This window comes from Sphingomonas sp. GW821-FHT04B01 (assembly GCF_059420425.1).
In genome coordinates this window covers 364130-382895 of record NZ_JBWKTR010000003.1, presented here as the reverse complement: position 1 = coordinate 382895, position 18766 = coordinate 364130, and the positions used below count along the sequence as shown (strand labels likewise).

Below are 18766 nucleotides of genomic sequence, written 5' to 3'. Positions count from 1 at the left end.
GTGGCGATCCGGGCGCGGCGGTCGCGTCAGACGCGCGAACGATCGCCGAAATCGAACCAGCCGGGGCGGTTGCCGGCGGGGTAGGCAGGGCGGACGGTGCGCACCGGGCGGGCACGGCCGGTGAGACGCTCCCCGATGGTCGGCGCGGCGGCGACGGGGGCGGCGGCGACCGGTACGGTTTCGGCAGTGCGGGCGAGACGGTCGTTCTCGCGCTCCAGCTCGGCGATGCGGCGGTTGGCGTCGGCAAGCGCGGCGTCGCCCTGCTTGCGATAGCCGGCATTCGCCTCGCGCTCGTCGGCATAGCGCGTCTTCCACTTGCGGCCACCGCCGTGGCTGGCGAGCCCGAAGAACCAGCCGGCAACGAGGCACAATGCCAAAGCGACGAACTGCGTGGTGGTGGTGAACAGCATCCGAGCCTCCCTGTTACGGGTGCATAACGAGCGCGGCGGGGGTTGGTTCATCGGCGGCGACGGAGCGTCGCGCTGCGTGGAGGCGGTGTCGTTGTGGTGGAATGGGTTAGGCGCCGAACGTGGACAAGATGGACACCTGAATGGAAACGATCCGGGTTTATCGTTTCCGGAAACGTGCTGATCGATGGCGATGAGAAAGAGCGTGTGGGGGGCGCTCTCTAGCATTTGCGGCGGGTGTAGGACAGCCGGGCGTTGTGTGGGTCCGTCGCTCTCGCAATCCATCCGTCACCCCGGACTGGTTCCGGGGTCCACTCTGCGGCGAGGAGAACGGCTGGAGGTTACGCCATGCCCTTGCGGCGCAGTGGACCCCGGAACCAGTCCGGGGTGACGGATCTTAGGGGGAAGCGGATCGGGTCTCACCTGCCCTTCGACAGGCTCAGGGCGAACGGCGGTGGGGAATGTCTCCCATCTCATGGGGGAGAATGTCTTCTACGTCCCCATGGGGGATGCCCCCAAAGGGAGCTCCCGCTAGAAGGCGTCGCTGATCGAGCAGGCGGCGGGGCCGAGGATGACGATGAACAGCGTCGGGAGGATGAAGAGGATCAGCGGGATCGTCATGATCGCCGGCAGGCGGGCGGCCTTTTCCTCGGCGCGCATCATGCGTTCGTTGCGGAATTCGGCGGACAGCACGCGCAGCGCCGAGGCGAGCGGGGTGCCGTATTTCTCGGTCTGTACCATCGTCGTGACGACGCCGCGGATCGCGTCGAGGTCGACGCGGGTGGCGAGATTCTCGAACGCCTGCCGCCGTTCGGTGAGGAAGCCGAGTTCGATCGCGGTCAGCGTGAATTCGTCGCCGAGTTCGGGATAGGCGCGGCCGAGCTCCTTGGCGACGCGGTGGAAGGCGGCGTCGACGGTCAGGCCCGCCTCGGCGCAGATCACCAGCAAATCGAGCGCGTCGGGCAGGCCCTTGCGGATCGCGTCGCTGCGCTTGGTGATCTTGTTCTTCAGATAGATGTCCGGCGCCTTGTAGGCGAGGATGAAGGTCACCGCGACCAGAGCATAGCGTTTGAACGGCGACCAGTCGGGGAAATAATCGAGTCCGTAGACGACGACCACCATCAGGCCGCCGAACACGATCGGCAGCGCGAGCCGGCCGAAGATGACGCCGACCGCCCATTCTTTCGACCGGATGCCGGCGCGCATCAGCTTGAGCTGCGCGTCCTTGACCTGGCTGTCCTGCAACACCTTGAGCGACGACAGCAGGCCGCGCATCCAGTCGGTGGTGTCGCTGCGCTGGACCAGCTTGGCGCGGCGCTTGGTCGAGGCGGTGATGCCGGCCTTGAGCTGTTCGCGGCGTTCGTTGAGCGCCTTGACGCGCTTGGTCATCGGATCGGTGACGGTGCGCATCACCGTATAGATGGCGAGCATCACCGCGAAGGCGGCGACCCCCGACAGGATGGTCGCGACCCAGAGCACGTCGATGCCCATCAGCGTCGGTCCGGAAGCCTGCATGTCTATTCGCCCCCGGCCATCAGATTTCGAAGCTGACCATCTTGGCCATGATGAACACGCCGATACCCATCCACAGCAGGCCGCCGATGCCGGCGATGATCAGCCGCGGTTCGGAGAAGAAGCCCTGCATATAGCCGGCGTTGATCATCCAGATCATCCCGAAGACGATGAACGGCAGCGACCCGACGATATAGGCCGAAGCCTTGGATTCGGACGACATCGCCTTGATCTTCAATTTCATCTGGCCGCGCTGGCGCAGCACCGTGGCGAGGTTGGCGAGCGTTTCGGCGAGATTGCCGCCGGTCTCGCGCTGGATCGCGATGGTGATGACGAAGAACTGGAATTCGGGCGTGCCGAGCCGGTCGGCGGTGTCCTGCAACGCCGCGTCCATCGACATGCCGATCTTCATCTTGTCGGAGACCATGCGGAATTCCTCGCCGACCGGCCCCTCCACCTCGTTGCCGACGACGCCGATCGTCTCGCTGACCGGCAGGCCCGAGCGCAGGCCGCGGACGAGCAATTCGATCGCATCGGGGAATTTGGCGGTGAAGCGGGTGACGCGGCGGCGGATGAAATAGCCGACCATCCAATGCGGCACGCCGGCGCCGACCGCGACGCCGAACAGCAGGGCGAAGAGGAACGGCGCGCCCTTGAGCATCAGCAGCCCGGCGACGACGACGATCAGCCCGGCGCTGACCATGCCGTAGCGGCCGACGCTCCAGTCCTTGCCGGTCATCGCCAGCCGGTGGGCGAGCTGCGCCGGATTGGGCAGCAGCCGGCCGACCGCGAGGTCGGTGCGGGTCTGGACGCGGCCGGCGGCGATGCGCCGCATCTGCGATTCGACCACCGCGAAATCGCCGTGGCGCATCCGCATCGCGGCGACGCGGCGCGTCTGCGCGCGCTGCGGCGACGGGCCGGCAAGCGCGAAGGCGACCAAGGCGATCGCCAGTCCGCCGCCGAGCAGCACCATCGCGAGAGGGAAGAGGTCCATCGCCGCGACGCTATTTCTTGGCGCGGCGCGGCAGCAACGCGGAGAAGCCGCCGATCAACGACTTGCCCTTCTTGCGCGTCTTGCCGTCGCCGCTGCCCGCGACGAGTTCCTCGCCGGCGTTGAGGACGTGGCGGGTGAGGTCGATCAGCGGCGCGATCGTCTTGGTGTTCTTGCCCGCCTCGGCGAGCGGCTTGCCGAGCTTGGCCGATTGCGCCGCCAGTTTCTGGTCGAAGGGGACGAGGAAGTCGATCTTGCGCTCGATCGAGCTTTCGAAATCCTTGCGGCTGATCTCGAGCTGCGCGGCGGGGTGGACGCGGTTGGCGACGACGGTGAGATGCGTCTGCGGCGCATGCGTCTTGAGCCACGACAGGATGCGGATCGTATCGCGCGCCGAGGCGAGGGTGAGTTCGGTCACGATCACCGCGGCCTGGATGTCGCTGATCAATTGCGGATGTTGGACCAGCATCGCACGCGGCAGATCGACCACCGTCGCCTCGAAGGCGGCGCGCATCTCTTCCTGCAACTGGTAGAAAGCGGCGCCGTCGGTGACCAGGGGCGCGTTGATCGGTGCCTCGGCGGAGAGGACGGCGAGCTTCTCGGTCGCCTTGACCATCGCGCGTTCGATGAACAGGCCGTCGATGCGGCTGGGATTCTCGATCGCGTCGGTGAGGCCGCGGCCGGGCTCGAGATCGAGCGTCAGCGCGCCGGTGCCGAAATGGACGTCGAGGTCGAGCAATGCGGTGGTGCGCTTCTCGCGCTCGGCGAGCAGCCAGGCGGTCGAGGTGGCGACGGTCGACGCGCCGACGCCGCCGCGCGTGCCGATGACGGCGATCGCGCAATGCGGCCGGTCGATGCTGGCCTCGGCGAGTTTGGGGGCGTTGAGCATCGCCTGCGCGTGACCGAAGGCCTCGCGCATCGCGTCGGGATGCAGCGGCTTGAGCAGATAATCCTGGATGCCGCTGGCGATCAGGTCGCGGTAGAGGCGCACGTCGTTGACTTGGCCCGCGGCGATCACCACCGTGCCGGGCTCGCACACTTCGGCGAGGCCGTTGATGTCGCTGAGCGGATCGCCCGATTCGGCGAGATCGACGAGCAGGATCTGCGGGCTGGCCGAGACCGACAGCGACTGGACGGCGTTGCGCAGCCCGCCCTTGTAGACCTTGTCGACCGACCAGCCGAGTTCGGCGGCGATCGGGCGCAGCGTTTCGGCGGTGGTCTCGTCGCAGACGTAGGCGGCGAACGGCTCGCGCGTCGACAGACCGGCGGGTTTCCAGGGGGCGTTCATCAATTGGCTCCGCGGGCGCTGGTCGCCTGCAGCGCGGCGGCGCCGGTCGGCGCCTTCTTGCGATAGGTGTCGATCGCCTTGGCATTGGCTGCGGTGTCGACGAGCGGCTGCGCATCGGTGCCGGAGATCAGGTCGCTCGGGCGGGCGATCATCGCGGCGAGGTTGGCGTTGATGGCGCAGCCGTAGTTGGACGAGGTGTTGGCGTCGAATTCGTTGCTCGAATTGCGGCTCCAGTCGGGGCAGCCGGGCACGCTGGCGTGCATGCGGCTGACGACGACGCGCAGCGTGCCGGGCGTCACCGGCGCGGCGGTCACCGGCCGGTCGTCGGAGAGCAGCAGGCCGTAACTGGCGACGACGGCGGCGATCTCGTCGCGCGCGCGGCCGGCGCCGTCGGCGCTCTCGTCGATCGCGACCTTGTCGCCGAAGCCGAGGTGCATCGTGTCCATCCAGCCGGCGAGCCGGCGGCCTTCGCCGGCGGCGAGGCCGGCCCCGGCGGTGGCGAGGTCGAGCGCGTAATCGCTGCGTGCGACGACCGGCTGATGAACCGATTCGAGGCCGCGGTTGGTGGTGCCCATGCAGCCGCCGAGAAGCAGCGCGGGCAGGGTGGCGAGGAGCAGCTTATGCTTGGTCATCGGGGCCATGTCCTTGAACGGGTCCTTGATCGGGGCCGGCGCGGGCATCAGTTGGAAAATCCGGGGGCGGGGACGGCGCCCTTCTTCTTCGACGTGGCGCGCGGATCGGCGGCGGCGGGCGCGGGCTGACGCTGCGGCACCGGCGGCACCGCCGCGGCGGCGCCGATCGTCGGCGCGGGCGGCTGGCCGCCGGGGACCATCGTCGGCACCGGACGCGGACCGTTGCCGCCCGAACCGACCTCGCCGAGCAGGATTCGCGCGGCATCGCTCGGTGCACGATAGCCGTCATGCGGCAGCGCGATCTGGGCGGGATCGCTCACCGGCTTCACCAGATAGGGGGTGATGATGATGACCAGCTCGGTCTCGTTGCGCTGGAAGTTGGTCGAGCGGAACAGCGAGCCGATGATCGGCAGGTCGCCGAGGAACGGCGTCTTGTCGATGTTGTTGCCGTGGCTGTTCGACAGCAGGCCGCCGATCATCATGCTCTGGCCCGAGCCGAGCTCCAGCGTCGTCTCGGCGCGGCGGGTGGTGATGCCGGGAACGCGGGTGCCGCCGACGCTGACCGCATTGGCATTGTCGATCTGCGACACCTCGGGACGGACGCGCAGCGAGATCCGGCCGTCCGACAGCACCGTCGGCGTATAGGCGAGGCTGACGCCATATTGCTTGTACTCGACGGTGACGGTGCCGAGCCCGCCGGAGAGCGGGATCGGGATCTCGCCGCCGGCGAGGAAGGTCGCGGTCTCGCCCGACAAGGCGGTGAGATTGGGGTTGGCGAGCGTCGTCACCTGACCAAGCGTCTCGCCGAGATCGATCGCGGCGAGCATGTCGAGGCCGAGCAGTCGGCCGGCCAAACCGAGCGTGGTCCGCTGCGCGCCGCCAGTATTGGTGAATGTATAGCCGGTGGTCGGCGCCACGTTCGGGTCCGCGGCGGTCGGGCTCACATTGATCGTGCCGGGCGATCGACCGGAACCGATGCCGAAGAGGAAGCCGCCCGACGTATCCCGCGACAGCAGGTTGACGCCGACGTTCTTGATGAACGTCCGGCTGACCTCGGCGATGCGGACCTGCAGATTGACCTGCAGCGGGGTCGCGGTCTTGAGGCGCGAGAGCACCTTGGTCGCGTCGCCGACATAGGCCTGGACCAGCCGTTCGGCCTCGGCGGCGTCACCGGGGCCGGCGACGGTGCCGGTGAGCAGCACGATGCCGTTCATCGGCGTCGCGACGAGCCGCGCGTCGGGCATCGCGAGCTGGAGCATCGCCGCGATCGAATCGAGGTTGTTGCCGACGCGGACGGTGGTCGCATAGACGACCGCGCCGCCGCGGGTGGTGGCGGAGATCGTCGTCTCGCCGGTCTTCTTGCCGAAGATGTAGAGCTGCGTCGGCGAGCGGACCTGGACGTCGGCGATGCTGTCATCGGCGACGAAGACGTCGCTCATCGGTCGCGACAGCGTCACCAGCCGGCCGCGGCCGGTGTTGACCTGGACGACCGACGAACTGACGCCGGCGACCGCGGCATCGGCACCGGTGCCGCGCGCATCGGCGATGGCGAGCGGCGCGGCGACCGTGGTGGCGAGCGCCAGCGCGACGGCGGCGGTGCGGCCGCAGCGGGTGCGGAGGGGGTGGACGAGAGGCATGTCAGTTTTTCCCTCCGACCGGAACGACGGTCACGGTGTTGCCGCGGGCGATCCGCACGGCCGGGCCCTGGATCGTCGCGCCGCCGGCGCCGGGCGCGCCACCCGGTGCGGTGCCGGTGCCCATCGGGGTGCCGGCGGCCGGTGCGCGTGCCGGCACGGTGCTGCGCTGGAAGCGCGAGACGTCGGCGCCGGTGGCGAAGGTGGTGCCGCCGGTCTGCGGCTGGGTGGCGAGGCGCAGCATCATCGCCTTTTCGGCGCGCGGGTCGCCGTCGGGCACCTTGACCGCGCCGCTGGCGATCGCCTCTTCGAGTTCGGTCGAATTGTCGGCGAGCGCGCGCAGCGACAGCGACAATTCGCCGATCGTGCGCGCCACCGCGACCTGTTCGGCCATCTTCGGCGTCGCCTCCAGCGTCACCGTCGAATAGCTCGTGACCTTCGACTTGCCGTCCTCGCCGACGACATTGTCGGTGCGCTGGTCGGTGGCGAGCACGCGGACGTTGCGCATGATCGTCTCGGACACCTTGAGCGGCTGGCCGTCGCCGCCGCCGTTGACGGTCTGGGTCAGGACGAGGTCGATGCGGTCGCCGGGGAAGACGAAGCCGGCGACCGCCGCCTGGCTCGACACGCTGACGGTGACCGCACGCATCCCCGGTCCGAGCGCGGCGGCGAGGAAGCCGCGGTCGCCCGGCGACACCAAAGCGCCGCGGGTGACCGGCTGGCCGGCGGTGATCGCGTTGCGCACCACGGTGCCGGTCAGTTTCGCCACGTCGGTGCCCGCCTTGAGGTAATAGGCATTGTCGACGAGCTGCTGCGGCCACGGCTGGAACTTGAGCGCGGTGGCGTCGAGGATCGTGCCGACGGGCAGCGCGCGGGTCGCGACCAGCACTTCCGGGCCGGTGACGACGACCGGGGCGGGGGCGCCCATCGCCACCGCCTGCGGCGCGGAGGCGCCGACGAGCAACGAGCGGGCGAAAAATGCCGTGATGCCGGCGACGAGCAACGCGCCCACCAGCAAAACGATCTTGCGACTATCCATGGTCTCAACGGGCCTTTCAGCGCACCGGTGGTTGATTGGGCCATCTTGGCCGCGGACTGGTTAAAATCCGGTTCGTCTTCAAAGGGCTGGCAGAGTGGCGGGCAGCGCGAGCAGCGCCGCCGCGGCGATTGCGACGCCATAAGGCACCTCGACCTCGCCGATTCGGCGCTGCCAGCGGCGCTCGATCATCATCGCGACGGTGATCGCGCCGCCGAGCACCGACATCAGCATCAGCATCTGCAACAGGCCGCCGAGCGGCAGCCACAAGGCGAGCGCGCCGATCATCTTGACGTCGCCGCCGCCCATCCAGCCGCAGGCGAAGGCGCCGACGAACGCCGCGAAGACGATCGCCGCGACGAGCAATTGCACCGCGACGTCGCCCCAGCCGAGCCCCATCGCCCACCACCACAGCGGCGCGAGCAGCGCGATCGCCGCATTCTTGCCATTGGCGATCTCGCGGGTGCGGGCATCCTCGATTCCCGCGGCGACGAGTAGGCCGCCGAGCGTGACGGCCAGCGCCGCGATCAATAGACTATCCCATCCCATCGGACGCGACAGGTAGACGGCATGGCTTGCGAAACCGTAACCAAAGCAACGATGACCGACCAAGCCGAGCTGCGCCGCGACCTGCCCGCCGATTCGCGCCTGACGCAATGGCGGGCGCCCGACGGCTGGCGCCACCGTCGCTTCGACTGGCCGCACCCCGACGCCCGCGGGCGTATCCTGGTGCAGGGCGGCCGCGCGGACATCGTCGAGAAATTCCTCGAGACGATCCGCCACCTGCATGCCCGGCGCTGGTCGGTGACCGCGTTCGACTGGCGCGGGCAGGGCGGCTCCGGGCGGCTCGCCGCCGATCCGCACGTCGGCCATGCCGCCAGTTTCGACGCGTGGGTGGGCGACCTCACCGCCTTCTGGCGCGACTGGACGCGCGAGGGGAGCGGACCGGCGGTGCTGCTCGGCCATTCGATGGGCGGGCATCTGGCGCTGCGCGCGATGCTCGACGGCGGCGTCGTGCCCGATGCGGCGGTGCTGGTGTCGCCGATGATCGGCGTGCGCTCACCGCTCGGCGCGCGGGCCGGTCGTGCGGTCGCCTGGGCGATGACGAAGATCGGCGATCCCGCCCGGCCGGCGTGGACGGTGCGGCCGGGCAAGGCGTCCGCCGGCCATCGCCAGCAGCGGCTCACCCATTCGCTCGATCGCTATGCCGACGAGGCCTTCTGGTATGCGCGCGATCCGTCGCTGCTGCTTGGGCCGCCGAGCTGGGCGTGGGTGCTCGAGGCGTTCGACTCGGGCGCGCGGCTGCAGGCCGACCCGCGGCTGGCGACGCTCGCGGTGCCGATGCTGATGCTGGTCGCCGATGCCGACCGGCTGGTCGATGCCCGCGCCGCGGTGCGGCTGGCGGCGCGGCTGCCGCGGGTCGAGCTGGTGCGCTTCGGTGCCGAATCGGCGCATGAGATCCTGCGCGAGGACGATGCGGTGCGGCGGCGTGCCTTCGACGCGATCGACGCGTTCCTGGACCGGCTGCGATGATCCACGATATCGCAATCGTCGGCGCGGGGATCGCCGGCGCCAGCCTCGCCGCCGCGCTCGCGCCGCACGCCCGCGTGCTGCTGCTCGAGGCGGAGGCGCAGGCGGGCTATCACAGCACCGGGCGCTCGGCGGCCTTCTGGTCGGAGACCTATGGCGGGCCGGGCATCCAGCCGCTGACCAGCGCCTCCGAAGCGGCGTTGCGCGGCGGCGGCTATCTCGCGCCGCTGGGGTCGCTGCATATCGGGCGGGCGGCGGATGCCGGGCGGGTCGACGCCTTCCTCGCCGCGTTCGAGGGGACCACGGTGGCGCTCGACCGCGTCGATCCCGCTGCGTTCGTGCCGGGGCTGCGGCCCGAATGGACGCTCGGCGTGCACGAGCCGAGCTGCGCCTATATCGATGTCGCGGCGCTCCATGCCGCCTATCTGGCTGAATTTCGCCGCGCCGGTGGAGCGATCGCGACGCGCGCCGGGCTGGACGAGGCGCGGCGTGCCGACGGCATCTGGACGATCGCGACGCCGGCGGGGACGTATCGCGCGCGCGTGCTGGTGAATGCGGCGGGGGCCTGGGCCGATCGCATCGCCGTGCGGCTGGGGGCGGCGCCGCTCGGCATCCAGCCCTATCGGCGGACGATGGTGCAGTTGCGCACCGATCCGCCCGCGGGCGCCGATCTGCCGCATGTCGCCGATATCGCGGGGCGCTTCTATTTCAAGCCGGAGGCGGGGCGGCTGTGGCTGAGTCCGCACGACGAGACGCCGGTCGATCCGCACGACGTCGCGCCCGAGGAGATCGACGTCGCATTGGCGGTCGACCGGTTCGAGGGCGTGGTCGACTGGCGGGTCGCGGCAGTCGAGCGGCGCTGGGCGGGATTGCGCAGTTTCGCGCCGGACCGGTTGCCGGTGTACGGCTTCGATCCGGCGGTGGCGGGGCTGTTCTGGTGCGCGGGGCAGGGCGGCTTCGGTATCCAGACCGCGCCCGCCGGCGCGGCGGTGGCGGCGAGCCTGTTGCTGGGGACGGCCCTGCCGGCGGGGTTCGAGGGGGTCGACGTCGCGCGCTATGCCGCGGGGCGGTTCGCTTAAGTCCTCCCCCGCAAGGGGGGAGGGGGACCGCTCGGCGTCAGCCGAGTGGTGGAGGGGGAGGATAGGGCGGGAGCAAAATTGGCGGCTACCACCCCATCCTCCCCCTCCGTCACGGCTGCGCCGTGCCACCTCCCCCTGGCGGGGGAGGACCAGGTCACCCCGCCGGGCGGCTCGCCGCAATCGCCGCGTCACTCGCCAGTTTGTCGACGCGTTCGTTGTCGGCGTTGCCGGCGTGGCCCTTGACCCAGATCCATTCGATCTCGTGCTTCTGCGTCTCGGCGAACAACGCCTGCCAGAGTTCGGCATTCTTGACCGGCTTCTTGTCGGCGGTGCGCCAGCCGTTCTTGCGCCAGCCATGGATCCAGCGGGTCAGGCCGTCCATGACGTATTTGCTGTCGGTGCTGAGCTTGATCCGGCACGGGCGGGTGAGCACGCGCAGCGCCTCGATCGCCGCGGTCAGCTCCATGCGGTTGTTGGTGGTCAGCGTCTCGCCGCCCGACAATTCCTTCTCGTGGCCGCCGAAGCGGAGCAGCGCGCCCCAGCCGCCGGGGCCGGGATTGCCCTTGCAGGCGCCGTCGGTGGCGATCTCGACGAGCTGGGGGGCGGCGGGGTCGGTCATGCAAAGGCCTCCGGATGGGCGTCGTACCAGTCGAGCCGGCGCAGATAGGCGAGCGGGTCCTTGCGCGTCACCAGCGCATCCGCCGGCGTGTCGAGCCAGTCCCATGCGCGGGTGAGCAGGAAGCGGATGCACGCGCCGCGCGCGAGCACCGGCAGCGCGGCGCGCTCGGCGGCGGACAGGCCGAGCGCCCCGCCATAGCCGGCGAGCAGCGCCGGGCCGACGCCGGCGAGCGGCGCGCCCTGCGGATCGAAGGCCCAGGAGGTGTGCATCACGGCGACGTCATAGGCGCGTATGTCACGGCAGGCGAAGTAGAAATCGATGAGTCCGGTCACCCGTGCGCCGAGCATCAGCACGTTGTCGGGAAACAGATCGGCGTGGATGACGCTGGTCGGCAGATCGTGCGGCCAGGCCGTCTCGACCGCCGCCAGCGCGGCATCGACGCGCGCGAACAGGCCCGGCGCGATGGCGTCGAGATCGCTGCCGCAGCGCATCAGCAGCGGCCGCCAGTCGGCGATGCCGAGGCTGTTGGGCCGGCTGCCGTCGAAATCGGCGACCGCGGCGTGTAGCGCGCCGAGCGCGGCGCCGGCGGTGGCGGCCTGATCCGGCGTCGGGCGGGTCACCGAGACGCCGTTTAGGAAGCGGATCAGGCAGGCGGGGCGGCCCTCCAGCGTCTGGATCGCGACGCCGTCGCGGTCGCGGATCGCGGGCGGCACCGGCAGGCCGCGGTCCGCCAGATGATCGAGCAGGTCGAGGAAGAAGGGCAGGTCGCCGGCGTCGACGCGCTTCTCGTAGAGCGTCAGGATGAAACGCGCGGTCGTCGTGTCGACGAGATAGTTGCTGTTCTCGACGCCCTCGGCGATACCCTTGGCGGAGACGAGCTCGCCGACCTCGGCGTAGCGGCGCAGGAACGCGGACAGCGCCTCGGCCGAGACGTGCGTGTAGACGGCCATGATCCCTCCCCAGTCTCCACGTCCCCCGGACGTGCGCCGGGGGACGGTCAGCCTATGCCGCGGCGTCGAGGCCGCGTGGCAGTTTGAATGCGATCGTCTCGCGCGTCGTTTCCTCCTCGCGCTCCGTGATCGCGAAGCGGGTGGAGAGCAGGTCGACCAGTTCGCGGACCAGCAGCTCGGGCGCGGAGGCGCCGGCGGTGATGCCGAGCGTGCCGACGCCGTCGAGGAACGTCCAGTCGAGATCGCCCGCGCGCTGGATCAGCCGCGCCGGGATGCCCTCGCGCTCCGCCACTTCGACCAGCCGCACCGAGTTGGACGAATTGGGGGCGCCGATCACCAGCATCGCGTCGCACGCCGCGGCGATCGCCTTGACCGCCGCCTGCCGGTTCGAGGTGGCGTAGCAGATGTCCTCGCCGCGCGGCGGCAGCATGTTGGGGAAGCGGCGCTGCAGCACCGCGACCACCGCGGCGGTGTCGTCGACCGACAGCGTCGTCTGGGTGAGGAAGGCGAGATTGTCGGGATCGACCGGCGCGAAGATCTCGGCATCGGCGGCGGTCTCGATCAGCGACATCGCGCCGGCAGGCACCTGGCCGAAGGTGCCGACGACCTCGGGATGGCCGGCGTGGCCGATGAAGACGATGTGGCGGCCGGCGGCGACGAGCCGCTCGGCCTGGCGATGGACCTTCGACACCAGCGGGCAGGTTGCGTCGAGATAGTCGAGGCCGCGGTTCTGCGCGTCGACCGGCACCGACTTGGGCACGCCGTGCGCGGAGAAGACCACCGGCGCGCCGTCGGGCACCTGGTCGAGCTCCTCGACGAACACCGCGCCCTGCGCCTTCAGCGTGTCGACGACGAACTTGTTGTGGACGATCTCGTGGCGGACGTAGACGGGCGCGCCGTGCTTCTCGATCGCGAGTTCGACGATGCGGATCGCGCGGTCGACGCCGGCGCAGAAGCCGCGCGGTGCGGCGATCAGCAGTTCGAGGACGGGCTTGCCGCCGTCCGCGGGGAATTGGGAGGCCATGCCGGCGGTTCTACGCGATTGGTGCGGCGCACGGAAGTACGCGATTGGCTCACCGCGCGGAAGTACGCGATTGCTTGCACGCGGGAAAGCCGGTTCCTATGGTGCGCCGCGCATCGCCCGGGTTCTCCGGCGGCGCATCACTGTCCGTTCGACAAAGGTACGCGTCCTCGTGAAAACCCCGGCTTTAGGCCTGTCCGCCCTCGCGCTGATCCTCTCGGGCTGCGCCAGCAAGGGCGAGATCGTCGAAGGCGGCATCTCCGCCGTGCGCTCCGCCTGCCCGACGGTCGGCGTCGCCGCCGGTACCGGCGACATCACCCTGTTCGATCCGGCGACGAGCCGCGACGCGAGCGCGATCGACGTCGTCGCCAGCATGACCAACGTGCGCGGCGCCTGCAACGACGCCGGCGAGCAGATCGCCACCAGCGTCACCTTCGACGTGCTCGCGCGGCGGACGCGGACCGAGGGCCCGCGCGACGTGGTGCTGCCTTATTATATCGCGATCGTCCGCGGCGGCTCGGCGGTGACCGCCAAGCGCAAGGGGCAGATCGCGGTGCATTTCGACGCCGGGCAGGCGCGCGCGCAGGCGCAGGGCACCGCCTCGACGCAGATCGCGCGGGCGGCGGCGACCTTGCCCGACGAGGTGCGCAACCAGCTCACCCGCAAGCGCAAGGCGGGCGACGAGGATGCCGCGACCGATCCGCTGGCGCGGCCGGAGGTGCGCTCCGCGGTCCTGCGCGCGACCTTCGAGGCGCTGGTCGGCTTCCAGCTCACCGACGACCAGCTGAAGTATAACGCGCAACGCTGATTCTCTTCCCTTCCCGCGCAGGGAGGGGAGGGCGTTTCCGCATTGACTAAGGCCCCGCCGCCCGTCACAGCACCACGCGTCGATGCCGGGCGACCGGCATGGGCGGGCGCGGGAGAGAGCCTCTTCACAAGGAGGCCGCCGAAGGAGCAACCACCCCGGAATCTCTCAGGCAAACGGGACCGCGCGCTGCCTTATCGACACTCTGGAAAGCGTTCCTTTGAGGAGCCACCGAAGGGGTAAGCCCGCTGCGGAGACGCGCCGGGTCAAAGCTCTCAGGTCACCGTGACAGAGGGGGTATGACGGATCGATTGCGGCCCCGTGCCGTCTTTGGTCCCGTGCCTTTCTTGGAGACGGTTGATGAGCGATTCGCTGCCAGACACCTTGCCCGACCCGCTCGACGACCTCGACGGCGACGAGCCCGCAATCCAGCTGCTGCCGCTCGACGGCTGGCACCGCGCCCGCGGCGGCCGCATGGTGCCGTTCGCCGGCTATGAAATGCCCGTCCAATATGAGGGCATCATGGCCGAGCATCTGTGGACGCGCGAGTCCGCCGGCCTGTTCGACGTCAGCCATATGGGCCAGGTCGGCTTCACCGGCGACGGGCTCGACGCCGCCGGCGTCGCCAAGGCGCTCGAAGCGGTGCTGCCGGGCGATATCGCCGGGCTCGCGCCGACCAAGATCCGCTATTCGCTGCTGCTCAACGACGAGGGCGGCATCCTCGACGATCTGATGGCCACGACGCTGCCCGCCGAGGGCGCGCATCCGTTCGGCGCGGCGAGCCATTACGTCGTCGTCAACGGCGCGACCAAATATGACGATCTCGCCTATCTGCTCGACGTGCTGCCCGACGATCTGACGATGAACCTGATGGAAGATCAGGCCTTGCTCGCGGTGCAGGGGCCCAAGGCGGTCGCCGCCGTGTCGCGCCTGATCCCCGGCGTCGAGGACCTCGTGTTCATGACCGCGGGCGCGTTCGACTGGAACGGCCATGCGCTGTGGATCAGCCGTTCGGGCTATACCGGCGAGGACGGCGTCGAGATTTCGATCCCCGCCGAAGCCGCCGCCGATTTCGCCGATGCGATCTGCGCCGAGCCCGAGGTCAAGCCGATCGGCCTCGGTGCGCGCGATTCGCTGCGGCTCGAAGCCGGACTGCCGCTCTACGGCCACGATCTCGATCCCGAGACGACGCCGGTGATGGCCGATCTCGGCTTCGCTCTGTCCAAGCGCCGCCGCGAGGCCGCCGATTTCGCCGGCGCCGCGCGTATCCTCGCCGAGCGGACCGATGGTCCCGCGGTCAAGCGCGTCGGCCTGTCGGTCGCCGGGCGCCAGCCGGTGCGCGAGGGCGCGAGCGTCGTCGACGCCGAGGGCGCGGTGATCGGCCGCGTCACCAGCGGCGGCTTCGCGCCGAGCGTCGGTGCGCCGATCGCCATGGCCTATGTTCCCGCCGCGCTCGCCGAGGCCGGCACGCCGCTGCGCCTCGTCCAGCGCGGCAAGATCCACGAGGCGACGGTCGCTCCGATGCCGTTCGTTCCCCACCGCTATGTCCGCGCAGGAGGCAAGTGATGAGCCGTTATTTCACCGAAGATCATGAGTGGGTCGATGTCGATGGCGACACCGGCACCGTCGGCATCTCCGATTATGCGCAGGGCCAGCTCGGCGACATCGTGTTCGTCGACGTTCCCGAGGCGGGCAAGCAGCTCGGCAAGGGCGACGAGGCCGCGGTGGTCGAATCGGTCAAGGCCGCGTCGGACGTCTATTCGCCGGTGTCGGGGACGGTGACCGAGGGCAATGCCGCGCTGTCGGACGATCCCAGCCTCGTCAACTCGGATCCGGAAGCGGAAGGCTGGTTCTTCAGGATCACGCTCAGCGATCCGGCCGAGCTGGAGACGCTGATGGACGAAGCCGCCTACGCGGATTTCGTCGCCAAGCTGTAACGATCAGCCTCGCAATTGGTGCTCCGCTCTGGTCGATGCCTCGCCGCGCTTGATACGTCACCCCGGACTTGTTCCGGGGTCCACGCGGCGGCGAGGAGGACGGTCTGAAACGATAGGGCGCCCCTGCTGCCCGGTGGACCCCGGAACTGGTCCGGGGTGACGGGACCTGCGGGGATGATCGATCGAACCTCAGCCCGTCGCCATAGGTAAAGGCCCTTCCCACAGGCGGGGCTCTCAAGGGAATGATGATGCGCTACCTGCCGCTTACCCAGCCCGACCGCGACGCGATGCTCGCGGTCATCGGTGCGGGATCGATCGACGATCTGTTCGTCGACGTGCCCGAGGCCGCCCGCCTGTCCGGCCCGATCCATGACCTGCCGAACCACGCCTCCGAACTGGCGGTCGAGCGGCATATGACCGCGCTCGCCCGCCAGAACACGGTCGCGGGCGAAGTGCCGTTCTTCCTCGGTGCGGGCGCCTATCGCCATCACGTGCCGGCGAGCGTCGATCACCTGATCCAGCGTGGCGAGTTCCTCACCGCCTATACGCCGTATCAGCCCGAGATCGCGCAGGGCACGCTGCAGATGCTGTTCGAGTTCCAGACGCAGGTCGCGCGGCTGCTCGGCACCGACGTGGCGAACGCGTCGATGTACGACGGCTCGACCGCCTGCTGGGAAGCGATCGGCATGGCGCGGCGCATCACCCGCAAGGGCAAGGCGATCCTGTCGGGCGGGCTCCACCCGCATTATGTCAGCGTCGCCAAGACGATGGCGAAATACACCGGCGATCATCTCGAAACCTCTACGCCGGCGCTGACCGCCGAAACGGATATCGATGCGATGATCGCCGCGATCGACGGCGATACGTCGTGCGTCGTCGTGCAATATCCCGATATCCTCGGCCGGATCGCCGACCTGACGCCGCTCGCCGACGCCTGCCACGCCAACAAGGCGCTGCTGATCGCGGTCGTCACCGAGCCGGTGGCGCTGGGCGCGATCACCTCGCCGGGCGAGATGGACGCCGATATCGTCGTCGGCGAAGGCCAGTCGCTCGGCGTCGGCCTCCAGTTCGGCGGTCCGTACGTCGGGCTGATGGGCTGCAAGGAGAAGTACATCCGCCAGATGCCCGGCCGCTTCTGCGGCGAGACGGTGGATGCGGAGGGTCGCCGCGGCTTCGTGCTGACGCTGTCGACGCGCGAACAGCATATCCGTCGCGAGAAGGCGACGAGCAACATCTGCACCAATTCGGGCCTTTGTGCGCTCGCCTTCTCGATCCACATGACGCTGCTCGGCGAGGCGGGGCTGCGCCGGCTGGCGGGGATCAACCACGCCGCGGCGTGCCGCGCCGCGGATCGCCTCGCCAAGGTGCCGGGCGTCGAGCTGGTCACCGAGACCTTCTTCAACGAATTCACGCTGAAGCTGCCGGTCGAGGCGCGCCCCGTGGTGCGGACGCTCGCCGATCGCGGCATCCTGGCGGGCGTGTCGCTCGGCCGGCTGTATCCGGACGAGGCGGGCCTCGCCAACGGGCTGATCGTCGCGGTCACCGAGACGACGACCGCGGAGGACGTCGAAACCCTTGCCGCCGCACTCGAGGAGGTTCTGGCATGAGCATCAATCAGAGCGGCTGGCGTCCCGAGATGACCGCCGGCGGCGGCAATGGCGCCGCACCGACCTTCACCGGCAATAAGGCGCTGATGCTGGAAGAGGCGCTGATCTTCGAGATCGGTGATACGCAGACCACCGGCGTCGATTTCGCCGAGGGCGACGTCGCGGGGTCGCGGCTCGGCGATCTTAGCCGCAAGGCGCCGATCGGGCTTGCCGGCCTGTCCGAGCCCGAGACGATCCGTCACTATACGCGGCTCAGCCGCCAGAATTACGCGATCGACCTCGGCCTGTTCCCGCTCGGCTCGTGCACGATGAAGCACAATCCGCGGCTCAACGAGAAGATGGCGCGCCTCCCCGGTTTCGCCGACGTACATCCGCTGCAACCGGTCGACACCGTGCAGGGCGCGCTCGCGGTCATCAACGAACTGGCGGTGTGGCTGATCAAGCTCACCGGCATGCACGGCGTCGCCATGTCGCCGAAGGCCGGCGCGCACGGCGAATTGTGCGGCATCCTGTGCATCAAGGCGGCGCTGGAGAAGCGCGGCGAGGGCCATCGCAAGGTCGTCCTCGTGCCCGAATCGGCGCATGGCACCAATCCCGCCACGGCGGCCTTCGCCGGCTTCACCGTCGAGGATATCCCCGCCACCGCCGATGGCCGCGTCGATACCGCGGCGTTGAAGGCACGGCTGGGGCCGGACGTCGCCGCGGTGATGATCACCAACCCCAACACCTGCGGCCTGTTCGAGCGCGACCTGAAGTCGATCAGCGATGCGGTCCATGATGCGGGCGGCTACGTCTATTGCGACGGTGCCAATTTCAACGCCATCGTCGGCCGGGTGCGGCCCGGCGACCTCGGCGTCGACGCGATGCACATCAACCTGCACAAGACCTTCTCGACCCCGCACGGCGGCGGCGGACCGGGGTCCGGGCCGGTGGTGCTGTCGGAGGCGCTCAGCCCCTTCGGGCCGCTGCCGTTCACCGCGCGCATGGCCGACGGCCATATCCAGCTCATTGAGGAAGAGACTGCGGGCGACGATCATCCCGACACGTTCGGCCGGATGACCGCCTTCCATGGCCAGATGGGGATGTTCACCCGCGCGCTGACCTATATCCTCAGCCACGGTGCCGACGGCCTCAAGCAGGTCGCCGAGGATGCGGTGCTCAACGCCAATTACGTGCTGCGCTCGCTGGAGGGGACGCTCGACGCGCCCTTCGCCAAGTCGGGGCCGTGCATGCACGAGGCGATCTTCTCCGACGCCAATCTCGCCGAGGGCTTCTCGACGCTCGACGTCGCCAAGGGGCTGATCGACGAGGGCTTCCACCCGATGACGGTCTATTTCCCGCTCGTCGTCCACGGCGCGATGCTGGTCGAACCGACCGAGACCGAATCGAAGGCGGCGCTCGACCAGTTCGTCGGCGCGCTGCGCAGCGTGGCGGAACGGGCCAAGGCCGGCGACGCCAGCCTCAAGACCGCGCCGCATTTCGCGCCGCGTGCGCGGCTCGACGAGACGCAGGCGGCGCGCAAGCCGGTGCTGGTATGGAAGGAACAGCCGCTGGCGCAGGCGGCGGAATAAAGGCAGCTCCCTCGTCACCCCGGCTTTGAGCCGGGGTCCCGCTACCTTCGCGTTTCGGGCGTAGCGGGACCCGGGTCGAGCCCGGGGTGACGGAGGTTGGGGCTAGGATACCCCCTTTCGCAATGCCGTCGGTGGCTTTAGTTTCTG

The 18766-nt window shown here is 69.5% G+C and carries 18 protein-coding genes and 2 riboswitches; of the genes, 7 read left to right on the top strand and 11 right to left on the bottom strand.

The window, feature by feature from the left end; translation table 11 throughout:
- Positions 1 to 26: 26 nt before the first annotated feature.
- From AC07UH_RS10605 to AC07UH_RS10570, 8 genes are all read right to left on the bottom strand, one after another.
- Positions 27 to 410, bottom strand: coding sequence for a hypothetical protein (locus tag AC07UH_RS10605; RefSeq protein ID WP_495179861.1), 384 nt, complete (start codon positions 408 to 410; stop codon positions 27 to 29).
- Positions 411 to 938: 528 nt separating this feature from the next.
- The gene (locus AC07UH_RS10600) at positions 939 to 1922 is read right to left on the bottom strand and encodes a type II secretion system F family protein (protein WP_171009555.1); all 984 of its coding nucleotides are present in this window, start codon (positions 1920 to 1922) and stop codon (positions 939 to 941) included.
- A gap of 19 nt (positions 1923 to 1941) precedes the next feature.
- On the bottom strand, positions 1942 to 2913 hold the full coding sequence (locus tag AC07UH_RS10595; protein ID WP_038660612.1) for a type II secretion system F family protein: 972 nt from the start codon (positions 2911 to 2913) through the stop codon (positions 1942 to 1944).
- Positions 2914 to 2923: 10 nt separating this feature from the next.
- Entirely contained in the window at positions 2924 to 4198 is a 1275-nt protein-coding gene (locus AC07UH_RS10590) for a CpaE/TadZ family protein (protein ID WP_038660609.1), read from the bottom strand.
- Positions 4198 to 4830: a CpaD family pilus assembly protein gene (locus AC07UH_RS10585; RefSeq protein WP_495179862.1), complete on the bottom strand. Its 633-nt coding sequence runs from the start codon at positions 4828 to 4830 to the stop codon at positions 4198 to 4200. Before AC07UH_RS10585 ends, AC07UH_RS10590 begins: the two co-directional genes overlap by 1 nt.
- A 47-nt stretch (positions 4831 to 4877) precedes the next feature.
- Positions 4878 to 6467 (bottom strand): type II and III secretion system protein family protein, encoded by a 1590-nt coding sequence (locus AC07UH_RS10580; RefSeq protein ID WP_495179863.1) that lies wholly within the window; start codon positions 6465 to 6467, stop codon positions 4878 to 4880.
- Between the two features lies 1 nt (position 6468).
- Positions 6469 to 7503 carry a Flp pilus assembly protein CpaB gene (gene cpaB / locus AC07UH_RS10575; protein WP_038660604.1) on the bottom strand — a complete coding sequence of 345 codons (1035 nt, stop codon included), beginning with the start codon at positions 7501 to 7503 and terminating at the stop codon, positions 6469 to 6471.
- 78 nt (positions 7504 to 7581) lie between these two features.
- Positions 7582 to 8049: an A24 family peptidase gene (locus AC07UH_RS10570; protein ID WP_137899848.1), complete on the bottom strand. Its 468-nt coding sequence runs from the start codon at positions 8047 to 8049 to the stop codon at positions 7582 to 7584.
- A gap of 51 nt (positions 8050 to 8100) precedes the next feature.
- Between AC07UH_RS10570 and AC07UH_RS10565 the strand changes: the two genes are divergently transcribed.
- On the top strand, positions 8101 to 9033 hold the full coding sequence (locus AC07UH_RS10565) for an alpha/beta fold hydrolase (RefSeq protein ID WP_495179864.1): 933 nt from the start codon (positions 8101 to 8103) through the stop codon (positions 9031 to 9033).
- Positions 9030 to 10109, top strand: coding sequence for an NAD(P)/FAD-dependent oxidoreductase (locus AC07UH_RS10560; RefSeq protein WP_495179865.1), 1080 nt, complete (start codon positions 9030 to 9032; stop codon positions 10107 to 10109). Before AC07UH_RS10565 ends, AC07UH_RS10560 begins: the two co-directional genes overlap by 4 nt.
- A gap of 154 nt (positions 10110 to 10263) precedes the next feature.
- On the opposite strand, the gene rnhA is transcribed toward AC07UH_RS10560, so the two are convergent.
- The 3 genes from rnhA to ispH are packed head-to-tail and all read right to left on the bottom strand — an operon-like array spanning position 10264 to position 12702.
- Positions 10264 to 10728, bottom strand: a complete 465-nt coding sequence (rnhA, locus tag AC07UH_RS10555) for a ribonuclease HI (protein ID WP_038660592.1) — start codon at positions 10726 to 10728, stop codon at positions 10264 to 10266.
- Positions 10725 to 11678, bottom strand: coding sequence for a homoserine kinase (gene thrB, locus AC07UH_RS10550; RefSeq protein ID WP_495179866.1), 954 nt, complete (start codon positions 11676 to 11678; stop codon positions 10725 to 10727). The genes rnhA and thrB overlap by 4 nt, the downstream gene beginning before the upstream one ends.
- A gap of 52 nt (positions 11679 to 11730) precedes the next feature.
- On the bottom strand, positions 11731 to 12702 hold the full coding sequence (ispH, locus tag AC07UH_RS10545; protein WP_495179867.1) for a 4-hydroxy-3-methylbut-2-enyl diphosphate reductase: 972 nt from the start codon (positions 12700 to 12702) through the stop codon (positions 11731 to 11733).
- A gap of 169 nt (positions 12703 to 12871) precedes the next feature.
- Between ispH and AC07UH_RS10540 the strand changes: the two genes are divergently transcribed.
- The 5 genes from AC07UH_RS10540 (at position 12872) to gcvPB (ending at position 18619) form a co-directional block, all read left to right on the top strand.
- Complete coding sequence (locus AC07UH_RS10540; protein ID WP_249340451.1) at positions 12872 to 13507, top strand: hypothetical protein; 636 nt, start codon at positions 12872 to 12874, stop codon at positions 13505 to 13507.
- A gap of 99 nt (positions 13508 to 13606) precedes the next feature.
- Positions 13607 to 13699, top strand: a riboswitch (glycine riboswitch).
- Positions 13700 to 13806, top strand: a riboswitch (glycine riboswitch).
- A 58-nt stretch (positions 13807 to 13864) separates the two neighbouring features.
- A complete protein-coding gene (gene gcvT / locus AC07UH_RS10535) occupies positions 13865 to 15070 on the top strand; it encodes a glycine cleavage system aminomethyltransferase GcvT (protein WP_495179868.1) in 1206 nt (401 codons plus the stop codon).
- A complete protein-coding gene (gcvH, locus tag AC07UH_RS10530; RefSeq protein ID WP_038660583.1) occupies positions 15070 to 15441 on the top strand; it encodes a glycine cleavage system protein GcvH in 372 nt (123 codons plus the stop codon). Before gcvT ends, gcvH begins: the two co-directional genes overlap by 1 nt.
- 248 nt (positions 15442 to 15689) lie before the next feature.
- Positions 15690 to 17048: an aminomethyl-transferring glycine dehydrogenase subunit GcvPA gene (gene gcvPA, locus AC07UH_RS10525; RefSeq protein ID WP_495180470.1), complete on the top strand. Its 1359-nt coding sequence runs from the start codon at positions 15690 to 15692 to the stop codon at positions 17046 to 17048.
- Complete coding sequence (gcvPB, locus tag AC07UH_RS10520) at positions 17045 to 18619, top strand: aminomethyl-transferring glycine dehydrogenase subunit GcvPB (protein ID WP_137896903.1); 1575 nt, start codon at positions 17045 to 17047, stop codon at positions 18617 to 18619. Before gcvPA ends, gcvPB begins: the two co-directional genes overlap by 4 nt.
- The last annotated feature ends 147 nt before the right edge of the window (positions 18620 to 18766 follow it).

What these genes read in the sequence shown, in the direction of transcription:
- AC07UH_RS10560 (WP_495179865.1), top strand. Translation starts at nt 9,030, where the DNA reads ATGATCCACGATATCGCAATCGTCGGCGCGGGGATCGCCGGCGCCAGC.
- AC07UH_RS10590 (WP_038660609.1), bottom strand. Translation starts at nt 4,198, where the DNA reads ATGAACGCCCCCTGGAAACCCGCCGGTCTGTCGACGCGCGAGCCGTTC.
- AC07UH_RS10600 (WP_171009555.1), bottom strand. Translation starts at nt 1,922, where the DNA reads ATGCAGGCTTCCGGACCGACGCTGATGGGCATCGACGTGCTCTGGGTC.
- gcvPA (WP_495180470.1), top strand. Translation starts at nt 15,690, where the DNA reads ATGCGCTACCTGCCGCTTACCCAGCCCGACCGCGACGCGATGCTCGCG.
- ispH (WP_495179867.1), bottom strand. Translation starts at nt 12,702, where the DNA reads ATGGCCTCCCAATTCCCCGCGGACGGCGGCAAGCCCGTCCTCGAACTG.
- gcvH (WP_038660583.1), top strand. Translation starts at nt 15,070, where the DNA reads ATGAGCCGTTATTTCACCGAAGATCATGAGTGGGTCGATGTCGATGGC.
- AC07UH_RS10585 (WP_495179862.1), bottom strand. Translation starts at nt 4,830, where the DNA reads ATGACCAAGCATAAGCTGCTCCTCGCCACCCTGCCCGCGCTGCTTCTC.
- AC07UH_RS10565 (WP_495179864.1), top strand. Translation starts at nt 8,101, where the DNA reads ATGACCGACCAAGCCGAGCTGCGCCGCGACCTGCCCGCCGATTCGCGC.
- AC07UH_RS10570 (WP_137899848.1), bottom strand. Translation starts at nt 8,049, where the DNA reads ATGGGATGGGATAGTCTATTGATCGCGGCGCTGGCCGTCACGCTCGGC.
- AC07UH_RS10595 (WP_038660612.1), bottom strand. Translation starts at nt 2,913, where the DNA reads ATGGACCTCTTCCCTCTCGCGATGGTGCTGCTCGGCGGCGGACTGGCG.
- gcvT (WP_495179868.1), top strand. Translation starts at nt 13,865, where the DNA reads ATGAGCGATTCGCTGCCAGACACCTTGCCCGACCCGCTCGACGACCTC.
- cpaB (WP_038660604.1), bottom strand. Translation starts at nt 7,503, where the DNA reads ATGGATAGTCGCAAGATCGTTTTGCTGGTGGGCGCGTTGCTCGTCGCC.
- thrB (WP_495179866.1), bottom strand. Translation starts at nt 11,678, where the DNA reads ATGGCCGTCTACACGCACGTCTCGGCCGAGGCGCTGTCCGCGTTCCTG.
- rnhA (WP_038660592.1), bottom strand. Translation starts at nt 10,728, where the DNA reads ATGACCGACCCCGCCGCCCCCCAGCTCGTCGAGATCGCCACCGACGGC.
- AC07UH_RS10580 (WP_495179863.1), bottom strand. Translation starts at nt 6,467, where the DNA reads ATGCCTCTCGTCCACCCCCTCCGCACCCGCTGCGGCCGCACCGCCGCC.
- gcvPB (WP_137896903.1), top strand. Translation starts at nt 17,045, where the DNA reads ATGAGCATCAATCAGAGCGGCTGGCGTCCCGAGATGACCGCCGGCGGC.
- AC07UH_RS10605 (WP_495179861.1), bottom strand. Translation starts at nt 410, where the DNA reads ATGCTGTTCACCACCACCACGCAGTTCGTCGCTTTGGCATTGTGCCTC.